Origin of the sequence: Actinomadura barringtoniae (genome assembly GCF_017573505.1) — a bacterium.
GTDB classification, from domain to species: domain Bacteria; phylum Actinomycetota; class Actinomycetes; order Streptosporangiales; family Streptosporangiaceae; genus Spirillospora; species Spirillospora barringtoniae.
Window position 1 is genome coordinate 56,879 of sequence record NZ_JAGEOJ010000014.1, and the last position, 18,272, is coordinate 75,150.

18 protein-coding genes are annotated in these 18,272 nt (G+C 70.0%); 14 read left to right on the forward strand and 4 right to left on the reverse strand.

The features are described 5' to 3' along the window. Window positions 1-227 precede the first annotated feature (227 nt). On the reverse strand, window positions 228-1,118 hold the full coding sequence (locus tag J4573_RS31750; protein ID WP_307797048.1) for a pyridoxal-phosphate dependent enzyme: 891 nt from the start codon (window positions 1,116-1,118) through the stop codon (window positions 228-230). 185 nt (window positions 1,119-1,303) lie between these two features. Between J4573_RS31750 and J4573_RS31755 the strand changes: the two genes are divergently transcribed. The 3 genes from J4573_RS31755 to J4573_RS31765 all read left to right on the forward strand — a co-directional run bounded on the left by J4573_RS31755 (window position 1,304) and on the right by J4573_RS31765 (window position 5,890). Then, window positions 1,304-2,026, forward strand: coding sequence for a sulfite exporter TauE/SafE family protein (locus J4573_RS31755; protein ID WP_208259614.1), 723 nt, complete (start codon window positions 1,304-1,306; stop codon window positions 2,024-2,026). Between the two features lie 436 nt (window positions 2,027-2,462). Further along, a complete protein-coding gene (gene nrdR / locus J4573_RS31760) occupies window positions 2,463-2,936 on the forward strand; it encodes a transcriptional regulator NrdR (RefSeq protein WP_208259615.1) in 474 nt (157 codons plus the stop codon). Between the two features lie 131 nt (window positions 2,937-3,067). After that, window positions 3,068-5,890 (forward strand): vitamin B12-dependent ribonucleotide reductase, encoded by a 2,823-nt coding sequence (locus J4573_RS31765; protein ID WP_208259616.1) that lies wholly within the window; start codon window positions 3,068-3,070, stop codon window positions 5,888-5,890. Window positions 5,891-5,989: 99 nt separating this feature from the next. Here the strand turns inward: J4573_RS31765 and J4573_RS31770 are convergent, their stop codons facing one another. Continuing rightward, window positions 5,990-7,018, reverse strand: a complete 1,029-nt coding sequence (locus J4573_RS31770; RefSeq protein ID WP_208259617.1) for an RNA polymerase subunit sigma-70 — start codon at window positions 7,016-7,018, stop codon at window positions 5,990-5,992. A 183-nt stretch (window positions 7,019-7,201) separates the two neighbouring features. Here J4573_RS31770 and J4573_RS31775 point away from each other — a divergent pair, with 183 nt between their 5' ends. The 3 genes from J4573_RS31775 (at window position 7,202) to J4573_RS31785 (ending at window position 9,746) form a co-directional block, all read left to right on the forward strand. Further along, the gene (locus J4573_RS31775) at window positions 7,202-7,501 is read left to right on the forward strand and encodes a hypothetical protein (RefSeq protein WP_208259618.1); all 300 of its coding nucleotides are present in this window, start codon (window positions 7,202-7,204) and stop codon (window positions 7,499-7,501) included. Then, window positions 7,498-9,069 (forward strand): MFS transporter, encoded by a 1,572-nt coding sequence (locus J4573_RS31780; RefSeq protein ID WP_307797050.1) that lies wholly within the window; start codon window positions 7,498-7,500, stop codon window positions 9,067-9,069. Before J4573_RS31775 ends, J4573_RS31780 begins: the two co-directional genes overlap by 4 nt. A gap of 128 nt (window positions 9,070-9,197) precedes the next feature. Then, entirely contained in the window at window positions 9,198-9,746 is a 549-nt protein-coding gene (locus tag J4573_RS31785; protein ID WP_208259619.1) for an FG-GAP repeat protein, read from the forward strand. Here the strand turns inward: J4573_RS31785 and J4573_RS31790 are convergent. Beyond that, window positions 9,713-10,087: an ArsR/SmtB family transcription factor gene (locus J4573_RS31790; protein ID WP_208259620.1), complete on the reverse strand. Its 375-nt coding sequence runs from the start codon at window positions 10,085-10,087 to the stop codon at window positions 9,713-9,715. The genes J4573_RS31785 and J4573_RS31790 overlap by 34 nt on opposite strands. A 93-nt stretch (window positions 10,088-10,180) precedes the next feature. Here J4573_RS31790 and J4573_RS31795 point away from each other — a divergent pair, with 93 nt between their 5' ends. The 4 genes from J4573_RS31795 to J4573_RS31810 all read left to right on the forward strand — a co-directional run bounded on the left by J4573_RS31795 (window position 10,181) and on the right by J4573_RS31810 (window position 14,082). Continuing rightward, complete coding sequence (locus J4573_RS31795; RefSeq protein ID WP_208259621.1) at window positions 10,181-11,173, forward strand: zinc-dependent alcohol dehydrogenase family protein; 993 nt, start codon at window positions 10,181-10,183, stop codon at window positions 11,171-11,173. 87 nt (window positions 11,174-11,260) lie between these two features. After that, entirely contained in the window at window positions 11,261-12,190 is a 930-nt protein-coding gene (locus tag J4573_RS31800) for a hypothetical protein (RefSeq protein ID WP_208259622.1), read from the forward strand. 11 nt (window positions 12,191-12,201) lie between these two features. Then, window positions 12,202-13,617, forward strand: a complete 1,416-nt coding sequence (gene pdxR, locus J4573_RS31805) for a MocR-like pyridoxine biosynthesis transcription factor PdxR (RefSeq protein ID WP_208259623.1) — start codon at window positions 12,202-12,204, stop codon at window positions 13,615-13,617. A gap of 54 nt (window positions 13,618-13,671) precedes the next feature. Further along, the gene (locus tag J4573_RS31810; protein WP_208259624.1) at window positions 13,672-14,082 is read left to right on the forward strand and encodes a cupin domain-containing protein; all 411 of its coding nucleotides are present in this window, start codon (window positions 13,672-13,674) and stop codon (window positions 14,080-14,082) included. 134 nt (window positions 14,083-14,216) lie between these two features. Here J4573_RS31810 and J4573_RS31815 read toward each other — a convergent pair whose 3' ends face one another. Beyond that, the gene (locus tag J4573_RS31815) at window positions 14,217-14,768 is read right to left on the reverse strand and encodes a carboxymuconolactone decarboxylase family protein (RefSeq protein ID WP_208259625.1); all 552 of its coding nucleotides are present in this window, start codon (window positions 14,766-14,768) and stop codon (window positions 14,217-14,219) included. Between the two features lie 236 nt (window positions 14,769-15,004). Between J4573_RS31815 and J4573_RS31820 the strand changes: the two genes are divergently transcribed. From J4573_RS31820 to J4573_RS31835, 4 genes are read left to right on the forward strand one after another with little or no spacing between them, the layout of a single operon-like run. Beyond that, window positions 15,005-15,793: a GTP cyclohydrolase II gene (locus J4573_RS31820; protein WP_208259626.1), complete on the forward strand. Its 789-nt coding sequence runs from the start codon at window positions 15,005-15,007 to the stop codon at window positions 15,791-15,793. Continuing rightward, window positions 15,786-16,616 (forward strand): inositol monophosphatase family protein, encoded by an 831-nt coding sequence (locus J4573_RS31825; protein ID WP_208259627.1) that lies wholly within the window; start codon window positions 15,786-15,788, stop codon window positions 16,614-16,616. Before J4573_RS31820 ends, J4573_RS31825 begins: the two co-directional genes overlap by 8 nt. After that, a complete protein-coding gene (locus J4573_RS56295; protein WP_307797052.1) occupies window positions 16,603-17,505 on the forward strand; it encodes a CDP-alcohol phosphatidyltransferase family protein in 903 nt (300 codons plus the stop codon). Before J4573_RS31825 ends, J4573_RS56295 begins: the two co-directional genes overlap by 14 nt. Further along, window positions 17,399-18,268 (forward strand): zinc-dependent alcohol dehydrogenase, encoded by an 870-nt coding sequence (locus J4573_RS31835; protein ID WP_307797085.1) that lies wholly within the window; start codon window positions 17,399-17,401, stop codon window positions 18,266-18,268. Before J4573_RS56295 ends, J4573_RS31835 begins: the two co-directional genes overlap by 107 nt. Window positions 18,269-18,272 lie beyond the last annotated feature (4 nt).

The following is an 18,272-nucleotide window of genomic DNA, read 5'->3' on the forward strand; positions in this document are numbered from 1 at the left end:
CACGGCCCGTGCAGGCCCTACGCGGCAAGCCCGCGCGCTTGTCTTGGGGCTCGCTAGCGATCACGGCCTCATGCAGCTCAGCACGATAAGCCTGCGCGCCCGTTCGTGGCGGCGGGGGTGATGGCGGTTGGACGCGCCGGCCGGGCGTTTGTCTTGGGGCTCGAGAGCGATCGCGGCCTGCCTTGTGGCGGAGGTGGGCATCGTTCGTGTGGTTGTAGGGCGGGCGGTCAGGGGGTGGGCCAGGTCTTCCAGCCGGCGTCGCCGGAGATGACCACGGTGCCGTCACGGAGGTTGTGTTTGTGGGCGAGGGTGAGGGCGGCAGCGACCACGGCGCCGGTTTGGAGGCCGCAGGAGAGGCCGTGGTCGACTAACGCGCGCTGCCAGTGGGTCGCTTCGTGTGTTGTGACCTGCTCGCAGGCGCTGAACAGGCGTTCCTCCTCGGCCTGGGTGATGAAGGGCGACACGCGGTCGCCGTCGGCGAACGAGCCCAGGCCCGGCATGCGGCTGCCCGGGGCGGCGGTCACGGCCGCGACCATCACGCGGAGGCGGCGTACGGCGCGGCCGACGCCGAGCATCGTGCCGCCCGTGCCCAGGGAGCCGACGATCAGCCGGACGCCGGGCAGGCCACGCAGGATCTCGGGGCCGGTCTCGGTCTCGTGCGCGCGGGGGTTGTTGGGGTTGTGGAGCTGGTCCAGGTAGCAGTACGGCTGGTCGCGGCGGTTGACGAGCTCTAGGCATTTGCGGTGGCCGTCATGGAGGTGTGGGCCGAGGTCGTTCTCGATCAGTGTGGCGCCGAAGAGGTCGATCATCTGGCGTTCGGTGGCCGTGGGCGCCGTGCAGACGATGTGGGTCTCCAGGCCCAGCGCGCGGCCGTAGCAGGCGAGTGCGCTCGCCATGTTGCCGTTCGACGCGTCGAGAATGATGCTCTCAGGGTGCAGTTCGCCGCTGCGAATCCTGCCCCTGAGCATGGCGACGGCGGCGCGGTCCTTCACGCTGCCGGTGGGGTTCTGGCCCTCCAGTTTCAGCCAGATGCGGATGCCGTCAATCCAGATCGGCACAAGTGGCGTTCGGCCGACCGCAGCGAAAGGACCGGGCAACGCGGTCAGGTCCCACGTCACGAGAACGGCTTCATGTTCAGCAAGGTGGGAGACCTCCCTTGCCAAGGGCGGGGAGCAGGGAATGCCGACGCTACGGCCGCTGGAATCCCGCGTCTGCGTCAGACGCCACGGTGCGCGAATTCTCTGCGGTGACAAGGACCTGTGCGACGGTGGAGAGGAGATCTCGCACCGGACATGGGGCGGCCGTGTACACCTTGCTGGTCCTGGCCATATTCATGGGAGCGTCGTTCCAGCGCGTCACGGGCCTTGGGTTCGCTTTGACGGTCGGTCCCCTCGCGGTGATCCTGGTCGGGCCCTATCAAGGGGTCCTCCTGGCCAACCTTTTGTCGATCATCGTGGCCGCCGTAGTTCTCATGGCGAACTGGCGGGCGGTGGAGATGAACAAGGCCTTGTTGCTGGTTCCGGCGGGATTGGCCGGAGTCGTTCCCGGAACGATCGCGGCGCGCGGAATGTCGCCGGCGCTTCTCCAGGTGCTGATGGGCTCGTTCGTCGTGCTCGGGCTGGGCGCCACCGCGTTCGGAGAACGGATCCGTTTCGCGCCCACCGTTCCGCGCACGCTCGGTTTGGGAATGGCGTCCGGCGTGATGACCGCGACCGCCGGCATCGGCGGACCGGCCCTCACGGTCTTCGCGCTCGCCACCAGCTGGGAGCAGAGCGCGTTCATCGCCACCACCCAGCTCGCGTTCGGCAGCCAGAGCGCCGCGGCCGTCGCCGTGAAGGGGCTGCCGCAGCTCACCGTCATGCGGACCGGAGTCCTGGTCCTCGCCCTGATCATGGGGCTGGCCCTCGGCGGCCGCCTGGCCGCACGGGCCTCGCCCGACCAGATCCGCGTCGCCATGATCTCGGTCGCGATCCTCGGCGCCCTGGTCACCACGGTCCGCGGCCTGACCGTGTTGACGGGAGTCTGATCACCCACTCGACTGGGGACGCGGTCGCGGCTGATCGGGGTGTGGGTGCGGCTGGCTGGGGTGGGCGCGGTCGGCTGGGGTGTGAGTGCGGGCGATGGGGGTGGGGGCTGCAAACGCGTGGGGCGATGATCGTGACCTTATCGTGACCCGGGGGCGGGAGGCCCTGATTCTGCGAGGGTCTGGCGGGTGGGGGCACCGGGGCGTACGGGGTGTGGCGGGTGTGGTGCGGTGTTCGATTTCGCAGGTGGGCGGCGCGACACGCCGGTGGGCTCTGTGTGAGCAGGGGCTCCGGGAGAGGTGCGTGTTCCAGGTTGCGAAGGGCTTGGGGGAGGCCTACGGTTGACCACAACATCTAGTAGTTACACGGATGTGATTAACCACAAGTTGTGGTCTTGTGGTGGTTGTTTTTCTGTGTGTCGGAGGAGGAGGGAACGCGGTGCACTGCCCGTTCTGCCGTAACCCCGACAGCAGGGTGATCGACAGCCGTTCGACGGACGACGGCGCGGCCATCAGGCGGCGCCGGGCGTGCCCGGAGTGCGGCAAGAGGTTCACGACACAGGAGAACGTGCTCCAAATGGTGGCCAAGCGCAGCGGGGTCACCGAGCCGTTCTCCCGGGACAAGATCATCGCCGGGGTGCGCAGGGCCTGCCAGGGCCGCCCGGTGGACGAGGATGCGCTCGCCAAGCTGGGCCAGCGGGTCGAAGAGGCGATCAGGGCGACCGGGGTGGCAGAGATCCCGTCGCACGAGATCGGCCTGGCGATCCTGGGGCCACTCGGCGAACTGGACGAGGTCGCCTACCTGCGATTCGCCTCGGTGTACCGGGGCTTTGAGTCGCTGGAGGACTTCGCCAAGGAGATCGATTCCCTGCGGAAGGCGGGTCCCTCGGGGGAACCCCACCGGCCTGGTTAGGGGCCGGTCCGGCAGGGCTTGTTTCAGCACAGATTCACGCACGGATAGAGCGCCCAGGGCGGATGAAACGCCTGGTGGGCGGGGTTATTCCTGGACAGGGCCCAGCGGGAGGGCCCGAGAGGGGGAGTGTCATGACGGAGACGGTGAGCGGCACGGCTCGGCGCGGCAAGGGGGGCCGCAAGGGGCTGAAGATCGACCGCATTTTCACCACGCCCGGCGTGCATCCGTACGACGAGATCCGCTGGGAACGTCGTGACGTGGTCATGACCAACTGGCGCGACGGTTCGGTCAACTTCGAGCAGCGCGGCGTCGAGTTCCCCGACTTCTGGTCGCTGAACGCCGCCAACATCGTGACCTCCAAGTACTTCCGGGGCGCCGTGGGGACGCCGCAGCGGGAGTGGAGCCTGAAGCAGCTGGTCGACCGGGTCGTGAAGGCCTATGTGGACACCGGCGTCGCCAACGGCTACTTCGCCTCCGAGACGGACGCGGAGATCTTCGACCACGAGCTGAAGTACGCGCTGGTCCACCAGTTGTTCAGCTTCAACTCCCCGGTGTGGTTCAACGTCGGCACCAAGTCGCCGCAGCAGGTGTCGGCCTGTTTCATCCTCTCCGTCGACGACTCCATGGAGTCGATCCTGGAGTGGTACAAGGAGGAGGGGACCATCTTCAAGGGTGGTTCCGGCTCCGGCGTGAACCTGTCGCGGATCCGTTCCAGCAAGGAGCTGCTGTCCTCGGGCGGCACGGCGTCCGGCCCGGTGTCGTTCATGCGCGGCGCCGACGCGTCCGCCGGAACGATCAAGTCGGGCGGCGCGACGCGGCGTGCGGCCAAGATGGTCGTGCTGGACGTCGACCACCCGGACGTGGCCGAGTTCATCGAGACCAAGGCGCGCGAGGAGGACAAGATCCGCGCGCTGCGGGACGCCGGGTTCGACATGGACCTGGGCGGCAAGGACATCGTCAGCGTCCAGTACCAGAACGCCAACAACTCGATCCGCGTCTCGGACGAGTTCATGCGCGCCTACGAGGCCGACGCCGAGTTCGGCCTGCGCGGGCGGCTGAACGGCGAGGTCGTCGAGACCATCCAGGCGCGTGACCTGTTCCGGCTGCTGGCCAAGGCGGCGTGGGAGTGCGCCGACCCCGGCATCCAGTACGACGACACGATCAACGACTGGCACACCAACCCCGAGTCGGGCCGGATCACCGCGTCCAACCCGTGCTCGGAGTACATGTCGCTGGACAACTCCTCGTGCAACCTGGCCAGCATCAACCTGCTGAAGTTCCTCGGCGCGGACGGCACGTTCGACACCGAGCGGTTCGTCAAGCTGACCGAGCTGATCATCACCGCGATGGACGCCTCGATCACCTTCGCCGACTTCCCGACCGAGAAGATCGGCGCCACCACGCGCGACTACCGCCAGCTCGGCATCGGGTACGCCAACCTCGGCGCGCTGCTGATGGCGACCGGCCACGCCTACGACTCCGAGGGCGGCCGTTCGCTCGCCGCGGCGATCACCTCGCTGATGACCGGCGTCGCCTACCGCCGTTCCGCCGAGCTCGCCGGCGTCGTCGGCGCGTACGAGGGCTACGCCCGCAACGCCGAGGCGCACAAGCGGGTCATGCGCAAGCACGCCGCCGCCAACGACGAGGTCCGCACCCTCGACGAGATGGACAAGGCGATCCACGCCGTCGCGACCAAGCAGTGGCAGGAGTGCCTGAAGGCCGGTGAGAAGCACGGCTACCGCAACGCGCAGGCCTCGCTGCTCGCGCCGACCGGCACCATCGGCCTGATGATGGACTGCGACACCACCGGCATCGAGCCGGACCTGGCGCTGATGAAGTTCAAGAAGCTCGTCGGCGGCGGCTCCATGCAGATCGTCAACCACACGGTGCCGCGCGCCCTGGAGATGCTCGGCTACCAGCAGGAGCAGATCGAGGCGATCGTCGAGTACATCTCCGAGAACGGCCACGTCGTGGACGCGCCCGGGCTGCGCCTGGAGCACTACGAGGTGTTCGACTGCGCGATGGGCGAGCGGGCGATCAGCCCGATGGGCCACGTCCGGATGATGGCCGCGACGCAGCCGTTCCTGTCCGGCGCGATCTCCAAGACCGTGAACATGCCCGAGCAGGCCACCATCGAGGACATCGAGAAGGTCTACTACGAGGGCTGGAAGCTCGGCCTGAAGGCCCTGGCGATCTACCGCGACAACTGCAAGGTCGGCCAGCCGCTGTCGGCCGCGGGCAGCAAGACCGAGGCCAAGGAGGAGCCGGCCGCCGTCACGGTGACCGAGGTCCGCCCCGTTCGCAAGCGTCTGCCGAAGCAGCGCCCGGCCACCGTCACCCGCTTCTCCGTCGCGGGCGCCGAGGGCTACATGACCGCCTCGTCCTACCCCGACGACGGCCTGGGCGAGGTCTTCCTCAAGCTGGGCAAGCAGGGCTCCACCCTGGCCGGCGTGATGGACGCGTTCTCCATGGCGATCTCCATCAGCCTCCAGTACGGGGTGCCGCTGGAGACCTGGGTCGAGAAGTTCACCAACATGCGCTTCGAGCCCGCCGGCATGACCGACGACCCGGACATCCGCATGGCCACCTCGGTGATGGACTACATCTTCCGCCGCCTGGCCCTGGACCACCTGCCCTACGACGAGCGCGCCGAGCTCGGCATCTTCACCGCCGGCGAGCGCGCGATGCAGGCGAACGGGGAGGACCCCGCGACCCTGCACGTCGAGGACGTCGTGGACCACGACACCCTGGCCCAGACCGCGGAGATCACCCGTCCGGCCCCGGCCCAGTCCGCCCCGGCGGCCCCCGAGGCGCACTCCTCGATGGAGGTCATCGAGAGCCGCCAGGGCCGTACCGCCGACGCGCCGCTCTGCCTCACCTGCGGCACCAAGATGCGCCCGGCGGGCAGCTGCTACGTCTGCGAGGGCTGCGGCTCCACCAGCGGCTGCAGCTGAACGTAGTTGCATAGCTGAGTGAGAAGGGGTTCGGCCTTGGAGGCCGAACCCCTTCTTCGTTGTGGTCTCTTCTGCGTCTTGGTCTTTCGGCTTGGTCTTTCAGTCCGTTGCGGGAAGCGTTCGGGGCAGCCCGAACCGTGGCATCACGCTCGCCGGGAAGCCTGTGAGCACGGTGATGCGGTCGCCAGCGATCGTGGCGACGAGCAGTCCGTACGCTCGGAAGAGGCCCGTGTGAGGGTCGGCCACGTACATGCCGAACGCCGGCTGGCCGTTGGCCCGAGTCGGCACCGCCCGGTACGTCCGGTCGGGCTGGAACGCGGCCGCCGCGAGGAACCGGCGTGCCGCCTCGACTCCCCGGTACTCCAGCATCGCGGGCGGCATGGAGAGCCGGACGTCGTCGACGAGCAGCCCCACCAGGGCGTCGAGGTCGGCCCGTTCGAGCGCGTCGGTCAGCTCGGCCACGAGCCGGTGTTCGGCGGCGGTGTCGGGTCGGCGCGCGGGCCTGCCGCTCCCTGAGTCCGCCAGGTGGCCGTCGATCGTGGCCCGCGCTCGTTTGAGCGCGCTTTGAACCGATTCCTGGGTGGCGTCGAGCATCCCGGCCACCTCGACCGCGCGGTAGCCGAGCACATCGCGCAGCACGAGCACGGCACGCTGCCTCGGCGGCAGCAGCTGCAAGGCGGTGATGAACGCGAGCGAGATCGCCTCGGTCGTCTCGTAGCGGGTCTCCGGACCGGGCGCCTGGTCTACGAGACCGCCCAGCAGCACGTCGGGGTACGGCTCCAGCCACGGCGGAACGTCGCCGGCGCCGGTCGGCTCGGGCAGGGCCACGTCGGGGAGCGGGCTCGTGGTCGTGGTGCGCGGCCGCCTGTTGCCCGCGCGCAGCATGCTCAGGCACCGGTTGGTCGCGATCTGATACAGCCAGGTCCGCACCGAGGACCGCTGATGGAAGTCGCCCAGGTTGCGCCATGCGGACACGAGGGTCTCCTGGAGCGCGTCCTCGGCGTCCTGCAGTGACCCGAGAATGCGGTAGCAGTGCACCTGCAGTTCGTGGGAGTGCACCTCGACCAGTTCGCGAAACGCGTTGTGGTCGCCGGCACTGGCCCTGGCGATCAGGTCCGATGTCTCCATACGTCCTCGCTCTTCTTCTTCCGGTTCCGGCAGGCGCGTCCGCTCGTCTAGAAGTACCGACGCCGCCGGGCCCGCGAATTGGGCGGTGGCGGCGAGCCCAATTCGCGAACGTGCCGGCGTCTACCCGATTGGAGGCGGTCCCGGCCCGGGGCGCGCCCCGGAGACGGAACAGGACCGCAGATCATGACCAAGTACGTTTTCTCCTTCCGTGTGCCCGCCGACTACGCGCCCGACGCCGGGGCGACGGCCGAGTGGCAGGCCTGGTTCGGCGGGCTGGGCTCGGCGCTGGTGGACATCGGCAACGCGGTGACCGATCACGCCTCGCTCGGCGAGGTCGGCGGCGCCGACTCCAGGATGATCGCCTACTCGGTGGTGGCCGCCGAGGACATGGACGCCGCGCTGGCGCTGGCCAAGGACTGCCCGGTGATGCGGGTCGGCGGCGGGGTCGAGGTCGGCCCCGTGATGGAAGTCGCCGGGTCGTGACCGACGCGATGAACGAAGCCATGACCGACGCCACGACGGACGCCACGACCGCATCGACGGCCGCATCGGCGGGCGCATCGACGGCGCCGCCACCGGGGTCGTTCCTGGCGACCGGGCGCGGCAAGATCACACTGGCGCTGCTGTGCGCGGTGACGTTCCTGGACGTCATGGACGGCGCGATCGTGAACGTCGCGCTGCCGACCATCCGCACGCACCTGGGGTTCTCGGTGCAGAACCTGCAGTGGGTGGTCAGCGGCTATCTGATCACCTACGGCGGGTTCCTGCTGCTCGGCGGCCGCGCCGCGGACCTGCTGGGCCGGCGACGGCTGCTGGTCGCCGGCACCGTGCTGTTCGCGGCGTCCTCGCTGGCGTGCGGGCTGGCCGGCAGCCAGGGGCTGCTGGTCGGCGCCCGGCTGTCCCAGGGCTTGGGCGCGGCGATGATGTCCCCGGCCGCGCTGTCCATCCTGACCACCACCTTCCAGGACTCCGACCGGCACAAGGCGCTGGGGGTGTGGGCCGGGATCAGCGGGATGGCCTCGGCGGCCGGGCTGCTCTTCGGCGGGCTGCTCACCCAGGACTTCGGCTGGCAGTGGGTGTTCCTGGTGAACCTCCCGCTGTGCGCGCTGGTGCTGGCCGGGGCGTTCCGCATCCTGAAGGCCGACCACGGCCGGTCCGCGCCGGGCGGGTTCGACGCGGTCGGCGCGGTGCTGGTCACCGCCGGCATGCTGCTGCTGATCTTCACGCTGGTGAACGCGCCGGACCAGGGCTGGGGCGCGGGACGCACCATCGGCGGGCTGGCCGCCTCGGCGGTGCTGATGGTCGCGTTCGTGCTCAACGAGCAGCGGCGCGCCCGTCCGCTGGTCCCGCTGTCGATCTTCCGGATCAGGGGCCTGGCCGCGGCCGACGCCACCCAGGTGATCGCCTGGGCCGGGTTCTACTCGATGTTCTTCTTCGTCACGCTGTACATGCAGAACGTTCTGGGCTACTCGCAGCTGGAGGCCGGACTCTCGTACGTGCCGGTGAGCGTCGGCATCGGGTTCGGCTCGACCGTGGCGACGAAGATGTTCGTCCGGACCGGCACCCGCCCGATCATCGTCTCCGGCGCGCTGCTCGCCGCCGGTGGCATCTTCTGGCTGTCCCGCATCCCGGTGGACGGCACCTATCTCGGAAACCTGGTCACCCCGCTGGTGATCATGGGGACCGGGCTGGGGCTGCTGTACGCCGGTGTGCAGACGGCCGCGAACGCGGGGGTGCCGGAAGACCAGGCCGGATTGGCGGCAGCCCTGATCACCGCCTCGTTCCAGCTCGGGTCGGCGCTCGGCCTGGCAGTCTTCAGCGGGATCGCGACCAGCCGCACCAGCCACCTGCTGGCCGCCCACGCCCCGCTCCCGGAAGCACTCACCGGCGGATTCCAGCGGGCTCTGCTCGTCAGTGCCCTCTGCCTCGTGGCGGCCGGAGCCATCGCACTGCGCGCCCCCAACACCCGCGGCCTGCCGGCCGCCACACCAGACACACCAGGCACACCAGAACCCCACCGAAATGAGGAGCCCTCCTACGACCCCGCATGACACAACCTGAAGGGGGAACCGGCGCCGGCCGGTTCCCCCTTCGCCTTGTCCGGCCCCGGACCTGGGCGTAAACCGGTGTCGATCTCCGGACGTCTCTTCATCGAACTAATCGATCTTGAGAGATCGCCGTGCGTAAACGTCCTTTGGTGGCGGTCGCCGCCACCTCCGCGTTGACCCTCGCCACCCGGCGCCGTGACCGCCTTGGCCATGACCGGCGAACCGAAGCACGCCGCCGCCGTGGCAGCGTCCTCGTCATCGGCGCCGCACAAGCCCGCCAAGCGTTCGACCCCGGCATGCCGATGGCGGCTTCGGACGCGATCGGCGACTCGGTGGCCGCCGGGGACATCGACGGGGACCACAAGGCCGACGTCGCGATCGGCTCGTCGTTCGAGACCGTACGGGACGCCGACGACGCGGGCGGCGTCACCGTCCTGCGGGGATCCGCCCGCGGTCTCACGACCAAGGGCGTTCAGTGGATCACTCAGAACGCGAAGGGCTTCCCGGGCAAGGCCGACCTCACCATCGGCGCTTCCGGCGAGGACAACGGCGACGGGTGGCTCTACCTCCTTCGTGGCACCCGTACCGGCGTCCAGATCAAGGGCGCCCGCAACTTCGGCCCTCCGGCCCTGGGCATCGGCAAGCGCTACGCCCGACTCGGCAAGTGGCTGCTGCCCTGAGTCCCGTCGGTGGCGGTGGCGGTGACGGTGGCGGTGACGGCGGCGGTGACGAGGGCGTCGAGGAGGCCGGGGAAGGCCTTGTCGAACTCGTCGCGGCGCAGGGTGTTCATGCGTGAGGTGCCCACGTAGTGCTGGCGGATGAGACCCGCCTCGCGCAGGACGTTGAAGTGGTGGGTGGCCGTCGAGTTGCTCACGGTCAGGCCGAAGCCGCCGCAGCGGATGTCGGCGTCCGCCTCGTACAGCTGCGTGACGATGCTGCGCCGGACGGGGTCGACGAGCGCGTCGAGCACCTGCTGGAGCGTGATCGTCTGCGGGTCGGGGTGTTCCGGAACGCGGGCCATGGGGCCATAGTACGACGGCTGTCAAAGTTTGACAGCCGTCGAACTTTGGCGTTGAGTGGCATCGCGGATTTCCGATGTGACTGTGAGGACGCGATGAGCAAGACGGTGCTGTTCCATGAGCTCGGCGGGCCCGAGGTGATGCGGCTCGAGGACGTGGCGGTCGGCGAGCCGGGGCCGGGCGAGGCGCGGATCAAGGTGGAGGCGATCGGCCTCAACCGGGCCGAGGTGCTGTTCCGTACCGGCCGTTACATCGAGCCGGTGCGCGGCTTCCCGGCGCGGCTGGGGACCGAGGCCGCCGGAGTGATCGAAGCAGTCGGCGAAGGCGTGACGCAATTCAGGCCTGGGCAGCCGGTGAGCATCCTGCCCGGCCTGTTCTCCCAGAACGACTATGGGGTCTACGCCGAGCGGGCGATCGTTCCGGCGTCCGCGGTAGTGGATCGCGGGGAGATCGGGCCGGTCGAGGGTGCGGCGGTGTGGATGCCGTACGTGACGGCCTACGGGGCGTTGGTGCAGGTCGGCGGCATGCGGCCGGGTGACACGGTCGTGCTGAACGCGGCGTCCAGCAGCGTGGGGCTGGCCGCCATCCAGGTCGCCGAACGCATCGGCGCCAGGCCCATCGCGCTCACTCGTTCCGCGGACAAGAAGGCGGCGCTGCTCAAGGAGGGCGCCGCCGAGGTGATCGTCACCGAGTCCGAGGACGTGGCCGAACGGGTCATGGCGGTGACCGGCGGGCGCGGCGCCGAGTTCGTCTTCGACGCCATCGCGGGACCGGGCGTGACGGAGCTGGCCAAGGTGATCGCCGACGGGGGCACGCACCTGGTGTACGGCTGGCTGAGCGGTGAGCCGACCCCGTTCCCCCTGCTGGACCTCGGCATGCCCCCGGTGAACATGCGCACGTACACCATCCGCGAGACGAACCGTTCGCCCGAACGGCTGCGCCAGGCCCACGCGTTCGTCACCTCCGGCCTGCGCACGGGCGTGCTCCGGCCGGTCGTGGACCGCGTCTTCGACCTCGCCGACATCGTCGCGGCGCACCGCCACCTGGAGTCCAACACCCAGATCGGCAAGATCGTCGCCACCGTCTGACGGACGATCACCCGTTCCCCCGCGCGGGGGAACGGGTTCCCTCCCGGGCGGGTGCCCCGGCCCGGCCGCCCTGGCGAGGCTGACAGTGTGGATCAAACGAACACGCTCGGGGCCCGCTGGAGCGGGCTAAGAGTCCTGGCCGGGTACGGCGCAGCGCTCTGCATGGGTCTCTACCTGCTGGTCAAGGTGATCTGGGTCGTCGCAGCCCTGTTCGGGCACGCGCCAGACGACTTCGGCTCCACGGACTGGATAGCCCTGAACGCCACCACCGTCGTCATGTCCGGCACCGGCGTAGCCCTGGGCCTGGCCATGGCCCAACGCTGGGGATTCAGACTCCCTGCCGCCCCAGTCCTTTTCTTCTCCTGGGTAGGTGCGGGCTTCCTCGTACCCCTCATCCCGTTCATGCTCCTAAGAACCGTCATCGGAGACGGGGGAAACAGCGACGACGGCGGATCGTCCACCCCCTCCTGGGAGACCCTCTTCATCACCATCGGCTTCGCCGGCATGGCCATAGGCCTGGCCATCGCGCTCCCCATCTACCTCAGGCAGCGCTGGCCCCAAGCCTTCGTCGGCAAGGTCGGAGACCTCACCCGTACCCGCGCGACCCTGCCCGCCCTAGGCGCAGGCCTGCTCGGCATAACCCAGCTCTACTGGGCGTTCGGCGGAACGCTGGGCATCAACCCCGCGCACCGCGCCGACCTCGACACCAACGGCCGGATGCTCTGCGCCAGCTGGGGAATCTGGGCCCTGATAGGCCTGGCGAGCCTCTACCCCCTCACCACCCGCCGCCCCACCCGCCTGAGCCTGTGGATCCCCACATCCCTGGCCTTCGGCGCCTCCGGCTCCATGTTCGCCTGGAGCGCCTGGAAACTCCCCATGACCCTCCTCCACCCAGGCGGCTTCACCGCCGTCGAATACCTCCCAGTAGCCATCGCCGAGCACCTCCTAGCCATGGCCGTCGGCCTGACCACCATGAACGCCGTCATCCGTGTCACCCGCCAGGCGGACCCTGGGTAGGGTTCTTTGGGATGGGTGATTCGGGTACCGGTTCTGGGCCGGAGCTGCTGCTTGCGCTGTCGCGTGGTGGGGGCGTTCCGTTGCATGTTCAGCTTGAGGGCGCGTTGCGGGAGGCGGTGCGGTCGGGGCGGCTGGCGCCGGGGGAGCGGCTTCCGGCTAGCCGGGTGCTGGCCAACGATCTCGGCGTGTCGCGGCGGATGGTGGTCGAGGCGTACGCGCAGCTTGCGGCGGAGGGGTATCTGTCGGCTCGGCCGGGGTCGGCCACGCGGGTTTCTGATGTGGTCGTTCCGGCGGCGGCGCAGGTGGCGGTGGTGCGAGGACCTGCGGAGTCCCAGCCGCGGTGGGATCTGCGGCCGGGGTTGCCCTCGTTCGCCCACTTTCCGCGTCGGGAGTGGCGGCGGGCCTTGCAGGGGGCGTTGGCGGAGGCGGAGAACGCGGAGTTCGGCTATCCCGAGCATGCGGGGCATTGGCGGTTGCGTGAGGTGCTCGCCGGCTACCTGAATCGGGTGCGCGGAGTGGCGGCCGAGCCGGGGGATGTGCTGGTCTGCAACGGATTCACGCAGGCCTTGGATCTGGTGTGTCGGGCCTTGAGGGAGGCGGGGGCTCGGGCGGTCGCGCTGGAGGATCGGGGGTTGCCGCATCGGATCCCGATCATTGAACGCGCTGGGCTGATCGCCGTGCCGGTCGGGGTTGATGCCGAGGGGCTGCGGGTGGACGAGCTGCCGGATGGGGTCGGGGCCGTTCTGACTACTCCGGCGCACCAGTTTCCCAGTGGGTGGGTGCTGGCGCCGCGGAGGAGAGAGGCCTTGATGGCCTGGGCGGCGCGCACGGGGGCCGTTGTGGTCGAGGACGACTATGACGGGGAGTTCCGGTTTGATCGGCGCGCGGTGGGCTCGTTGCAGGGGCGGGCGCCGGAATCGGTGATCTATGTGGGGACGGCCAGCAAGACGCTCGCGCCCGCTCTGCGGCTGGGGTGGATGGTCGCGCCCGGGTACTTGATGGAGCGGCTGGTCAGGGGGAAGTTCTACGCCGATGCGGGTAATGCGCTGCTGGATCAGCTGGCGTTGGCGGAGATGATCACTAGCGGGGCGTACGACCGGCATGTGCGGCAGAGCCGGGCGCGGTATCGAGACAACCGGCAGGCGCTTCAGGAGGCCATCACGCGGCACGGGGTGCCGCTGGAGCTGGCCGGGGTGCCTGCGGGGCTGCAGACGCTGGCCACGCTTCCGGACGGGCTGGATGCCGAGGCCTTGGTCGAGCGGGCGGGGGCGGAGGGCGTCGGGCTCATGTCGGTGGCGCGGTTCGAGGCGGTCGCCAGGCCGAGGGCGGATGCGCTGGTGCTGGGGTACGGCAACATCACGCCTGCCGGGATCGACCAGGCGGTGGAGATTCTGGGGCAGATCGTGAGTGGAAAGCGGTACCCATAAGCGGGGGGTAAGCGGATCCTGTGGTGGTGCCGGTCGGCGCCTAACGTAGGGGTCATGACGACTACACCGACCGGATCCAAGACCGTTCTGACCACCTTGCTGCACGAGGTCCCGCCGTTCATCCCGGACGGGGCCGAGGTGATGACCATGACGATCGAGCTGCAGCCCGGCGACCCCGGCACGCCCCCGCACCGGCATTCCGGACCGGTCTTCGGTTACATGCTGAGCGGCGAGATGCTGTTCGAGCTGGAGGGCGAGGCGCCGCGTGTGATCCGCGAGGGCGAGGCGTTCTGGGAGCCGGGCGGAGACGTGATCCACTACCAGGCGGCCAACAACCTGGCCGACCGCAAGAGCGGCTTCGTCGTGGTGATGATCGGCGTCCCCGGCGAGCCGATGCTGACGTACGTGGACGCCGAGGAGCTCGAGGCCCGCAAGGACCGCCGCCGGGGGAGCAGCGACGCGTAGCGCAGCGTGGGGACGTCGAGTGATCCGTCCGGGCGCAGGCCGAGCTTGAGTACCGGCGTCGTCAGGCCGATCGCGGGGATCTCGATGCGGATGTGCGGCGACGGCGCGAGCGGTGCGCCTCGGCCTCCTGGGTCTTAGGTTCGGGGGAACGGGGTGGCCCAGGGCTCGTCGTCGAGTTCCAGGGAGTTGGCCAGCTGGCCGATCGTGCGGTACCAGCCGGCCAGGACGACGAACTCCAGCAGTTGAGCCTGGTCGTAGTGCTCGGCCAGCGCCTTCCAGGTCTCCTGCGATATCGCGGCGTGCTCGTGGAGCTCGTCGACCGCGCGGATCACCGTGCGCTGGCCGGCCGACCAGGGGGCGGGGTCGCCGGTCACGGTGGCGCGGATCTGCTCGCCGGTGAGCCCGACGGCCCCGGCGAACGTCGCGGCGTGGACGCCCCACTCGTACGCGCAGCCACTGAGCGCGCAGGCGCGGGCGATGACGATCTCGCGGTCCAGGTCGGGGATCTTGCCGTGCGCCAGCAGCCCGGCGCCGAGGACGCGCATCCGTGACGCCAGCTCCGGATTGCGGTGCAGGACCCGGAAGAGCTGCAGCGGATCGTGAGCCACGCCGGGCGGCATCCACGTGCGCAGTGCCTCGCCGATCTCGGGCTCGTACGGGGGGTTCAGGGGTTCGATGCGCGGCATGGACGGCCCTCCGAGTGCTTCGATTTCCGAATCACTATCTCGCTTCGAATACAGAAGCGCAAGGGCCTCTTCCTTGAGGATTCCTAACTTGGGATATGATGTCTCAAGTTTCAAATCTCACGTCCTTGATGGGGCGGGGCGAGATCGCTGGAGTGGGCGGACCCGGGCGGGAGATGTTGGGAGTGACCCAAAACCGGGCTGCTGACCGTATTTAGGTCAGGGGAGAAGGAGAACAGATGCGTCACCACGACATCGATCCGACCGATCTGGCCGAGTCCGCCCTGGTCACCCGCCGCGGAACGTTCCGTGCCATCGCGTTCCGCGATCCGGACGACGGGCAGGGGCACGAGCACATGGCTCTGGTCTACGGGTCGCCACGCCTGGGCGAGGACGTGCTCGCCCGGGTCCATTCCGAATGCATGACCGGAGACATCTTCGGCGCGATGCGCTGCGAGTGCGGCGACCAGCTGAACGCCGCGCTGGACTCCATCGTGCGCGAGGGGAGCGGAGTCCTGATCTATCTGCGAGGCCACGAGGGACGCGGGATCGGCCTGGTCGCCAAGGTCCGCACGCACGTGCTCCAGGACGACCACGGCCTGGACACCATCGACTCGGCCACCCGCCTCGGGCTGCCGGTGGATGTCCGCGACTACGCGCCGGCCGCCCGCGTGCTGCACCACCTGGGCGTACGGTCCGTGCGGCTGATGTCCAACAACCCCGACAAGGTCCGCGCGCTGGAGTCGTACGGCATCCACGTCGCCGCCCGCGTGCCGCTCCTGGCGCCCGCGCACGACGACAACATCCGCTACCTCAAGGCCAAGCGCGACCGGCTGGGTCACGACCTGCCCCAGCTCGACCGCCCCGCCGCTCCCGGTCGCCCCGCGGGCGCCGCCGCCGACCGTCCGGCCGCCCTCGACCGCCCTGCCGCTCCTGACAAGTCCGCTGCTCCCGAACGGTCCGCCGCCGGTTGTCCCGCCTGCCCGGCCGGTCATGAACATGCCGATGTAGGAGGTGCCCATGGCTGATGCCATCGAGCTGCTGCTCGTCGCCCGCGAGGCCGTCGCGATCGCCCACCGGATCGTTCACGCGCGAACACCGGGCTCGGTGACCGCCAAGGGAGACCGCGACCTGGTCACCGACGTGGACCTGGCCGTCGAGGAGGCCATACGCGCGTTCCTGACCCGCGAGACGCCCGAGATCGCGATCGTGGGGGAGGAACACGGGCGCAGCGGCCCGTCCGGCGACGAGCTGTGGTGGGCGCTCGACCCGGTCGACGGAACGGCCAACTTCGCGCGCGGCATCCCGCTCTGCGCGGTGTCGCTCGGCCTGGTCGCCGGGAACCGCAGCGTCGTGGCGGCGATCGACCTGCCGTTCATGAACGTCGTTTACACCGGCGCCGACGGGCACGGGGCCTACGTGGGCAGAACGGGGGACGGCGGCGGCCAAGGCGAGCGCATCCATGTCTCGGGCGTGCACGACATCGCCGGGGCCATCGTCTCGATCGGTGACTTCGCCATCGGCGACAGCGGCGAGGCCCTCACCAAGAACCGGATCCGGCTGGCGCTGATGAGCCGCCTCGGCGCCCGCGCCGAACGGATCCGGATGATCGGCGCCGCCGCGATCGACCTGGCCTGGGTCGCGCACGGCAGGCTCGACGCCACGGTCATCCTGTCCAACCATCCGTGGGACACGGCGGCCGGAGTGCTGCTGGTCCGCGAGGCGGGCGGCCTGATGCTGGACGACGAGGGCGCCGACCACAGCGCCGACTCCGCGGCGACGATCGCGGTCGCGCCGGGCATCAGGGACGAGATCATGTCGACCCTCGGGTGGGCCCATGCCGCCGCTTAGCTGGGTGGCGGGCGCGGTCTACGCCGCCGGGCTGCTGACCGTCCTCGCCGCCACCCTCCGCCGTTCGCGCCACGTCCTCGGCCCCGCGGACCGGATCACGCTGGCGCGGGCGGCGCTGGTCGGAGTCGTCCTCGCCCTGGTCGCTGGGCGCACCACCGCCGGGCCCACCCTCGTCGCGGTCGCGTCCGTGGCGCTCGTCCTGGACGGGGTGGACGGCAAGGTCGCGCGCCGCACCCGCACGTCGTCGTCGTACGGGGCGCGCTTCGACATGGAGGTCGACGCGTTCCTGATCCTGGTGCTGAGCGTGCACGCCGCGTACTCGCTCGGCGCGTGGACGCTGGTGATCGGCGGCATGCGGTACGCGTTCGTGGCCGCGTCCTGGGCGGCGCCGTGGCTGCGCGGCGCGCTGCCGCCGAGCCTGGCGCGCAAGACGGTGGCGGCGTCCCAAGGGATCTTCCTCGTGGCGGCCGGTTCGGGCCTTCTCCCGTACGTGCTCAGCGCGGCGAGCGTGGCCACGGCGCTGACCCTGCTGACATGGTCCTTCGGCCGGGACATCGCCTGGCTGTGGCTGAACGGAGAGGAACGTCAACGGCATGCGGCAGGACGCGGGACGGCAGCGGGAGCCACGGCGGCAGGAGGCGCGACAGCAGGAGGCACGGCGGTCGGCGGCACGACAGGCGCGGGCGTTCTGGCTCGGCTCGCCCGGCAAGGGCGAGATCAGATCCGTGGACTTGCCCGAGCCCGACCCCGGCGACGTGCTGGTACGGGCGTTGTACTCGGGGGTGAGCCGGGGCACCGAGACGCTGGTGTTCCGCGGCGGCGTGCCACAGAGCCAGTACCAGGCGATGCGAGCCCCGTTCCAGGAGGGCGATTTCCCCGGGCCGCTTAAGTACGGCTACCTGAGCGTGGGCGTGGTCGAGCAGGGCCCGTCCGCTCTCCTGGGCCGTACGGTCTTCTGCCTCTACCCGCACCAGGACCGCTACGTCGTGCCCGCGGACGCGGTACGGCTCGTTCCCGAGGACGTACCGGCCGAGCGCGCGATCCTGGCCGGGACCGTCGAGACGGCGGTGAACGCGCTGTGGGACGCGGCGCCGCTCGTCGGCGACCGCATCGCCGTCATCGGCGCCGGGATGGTCGGCTCCAGCATCGCCGCGATCGCCGCCGGGATCCCCGGCATCCGGCTGCAGCTCCTGGACGTCGACCCGTCGCGCGGCGCCATCGCCGACGCGCTCGGCGTCGAGTTCGCGCGCCCGGACGAGGCGGCGGGCGACTGCGACCTGGTCTTCCACGCCAGCGCGTCGCAGGAGGGGCTCGCGCGTGCCTTGGAACTGCTCGGGCAAGAGGGCGAGGTGATCGAGCTGAGCTGGTACGGCGACCGGCGCGTGTCGGTCCCGCTCGGCGAGGCCTTCCACTCCCGCCGCCTGACCGTGCGCAGCAGCCAGGTCGGCGCGGTGTCCCCGGCCCGCCGTGCGCGCCGTACGTTCGGCGACCGGGTCGGGCTGGCCCTCGGCCTGCTCGCCGACCGTCGCTACGACGCGCTGATCACCGGCGAGAGCGCGTTCGACGACCTGCCCGCCGTCATGCCCCGCCTGGCCGCCGGTGACCTGCCCGCCCTCTGCCACCGCATCACCTACACCGACGCTTCCGCCTAGGAGG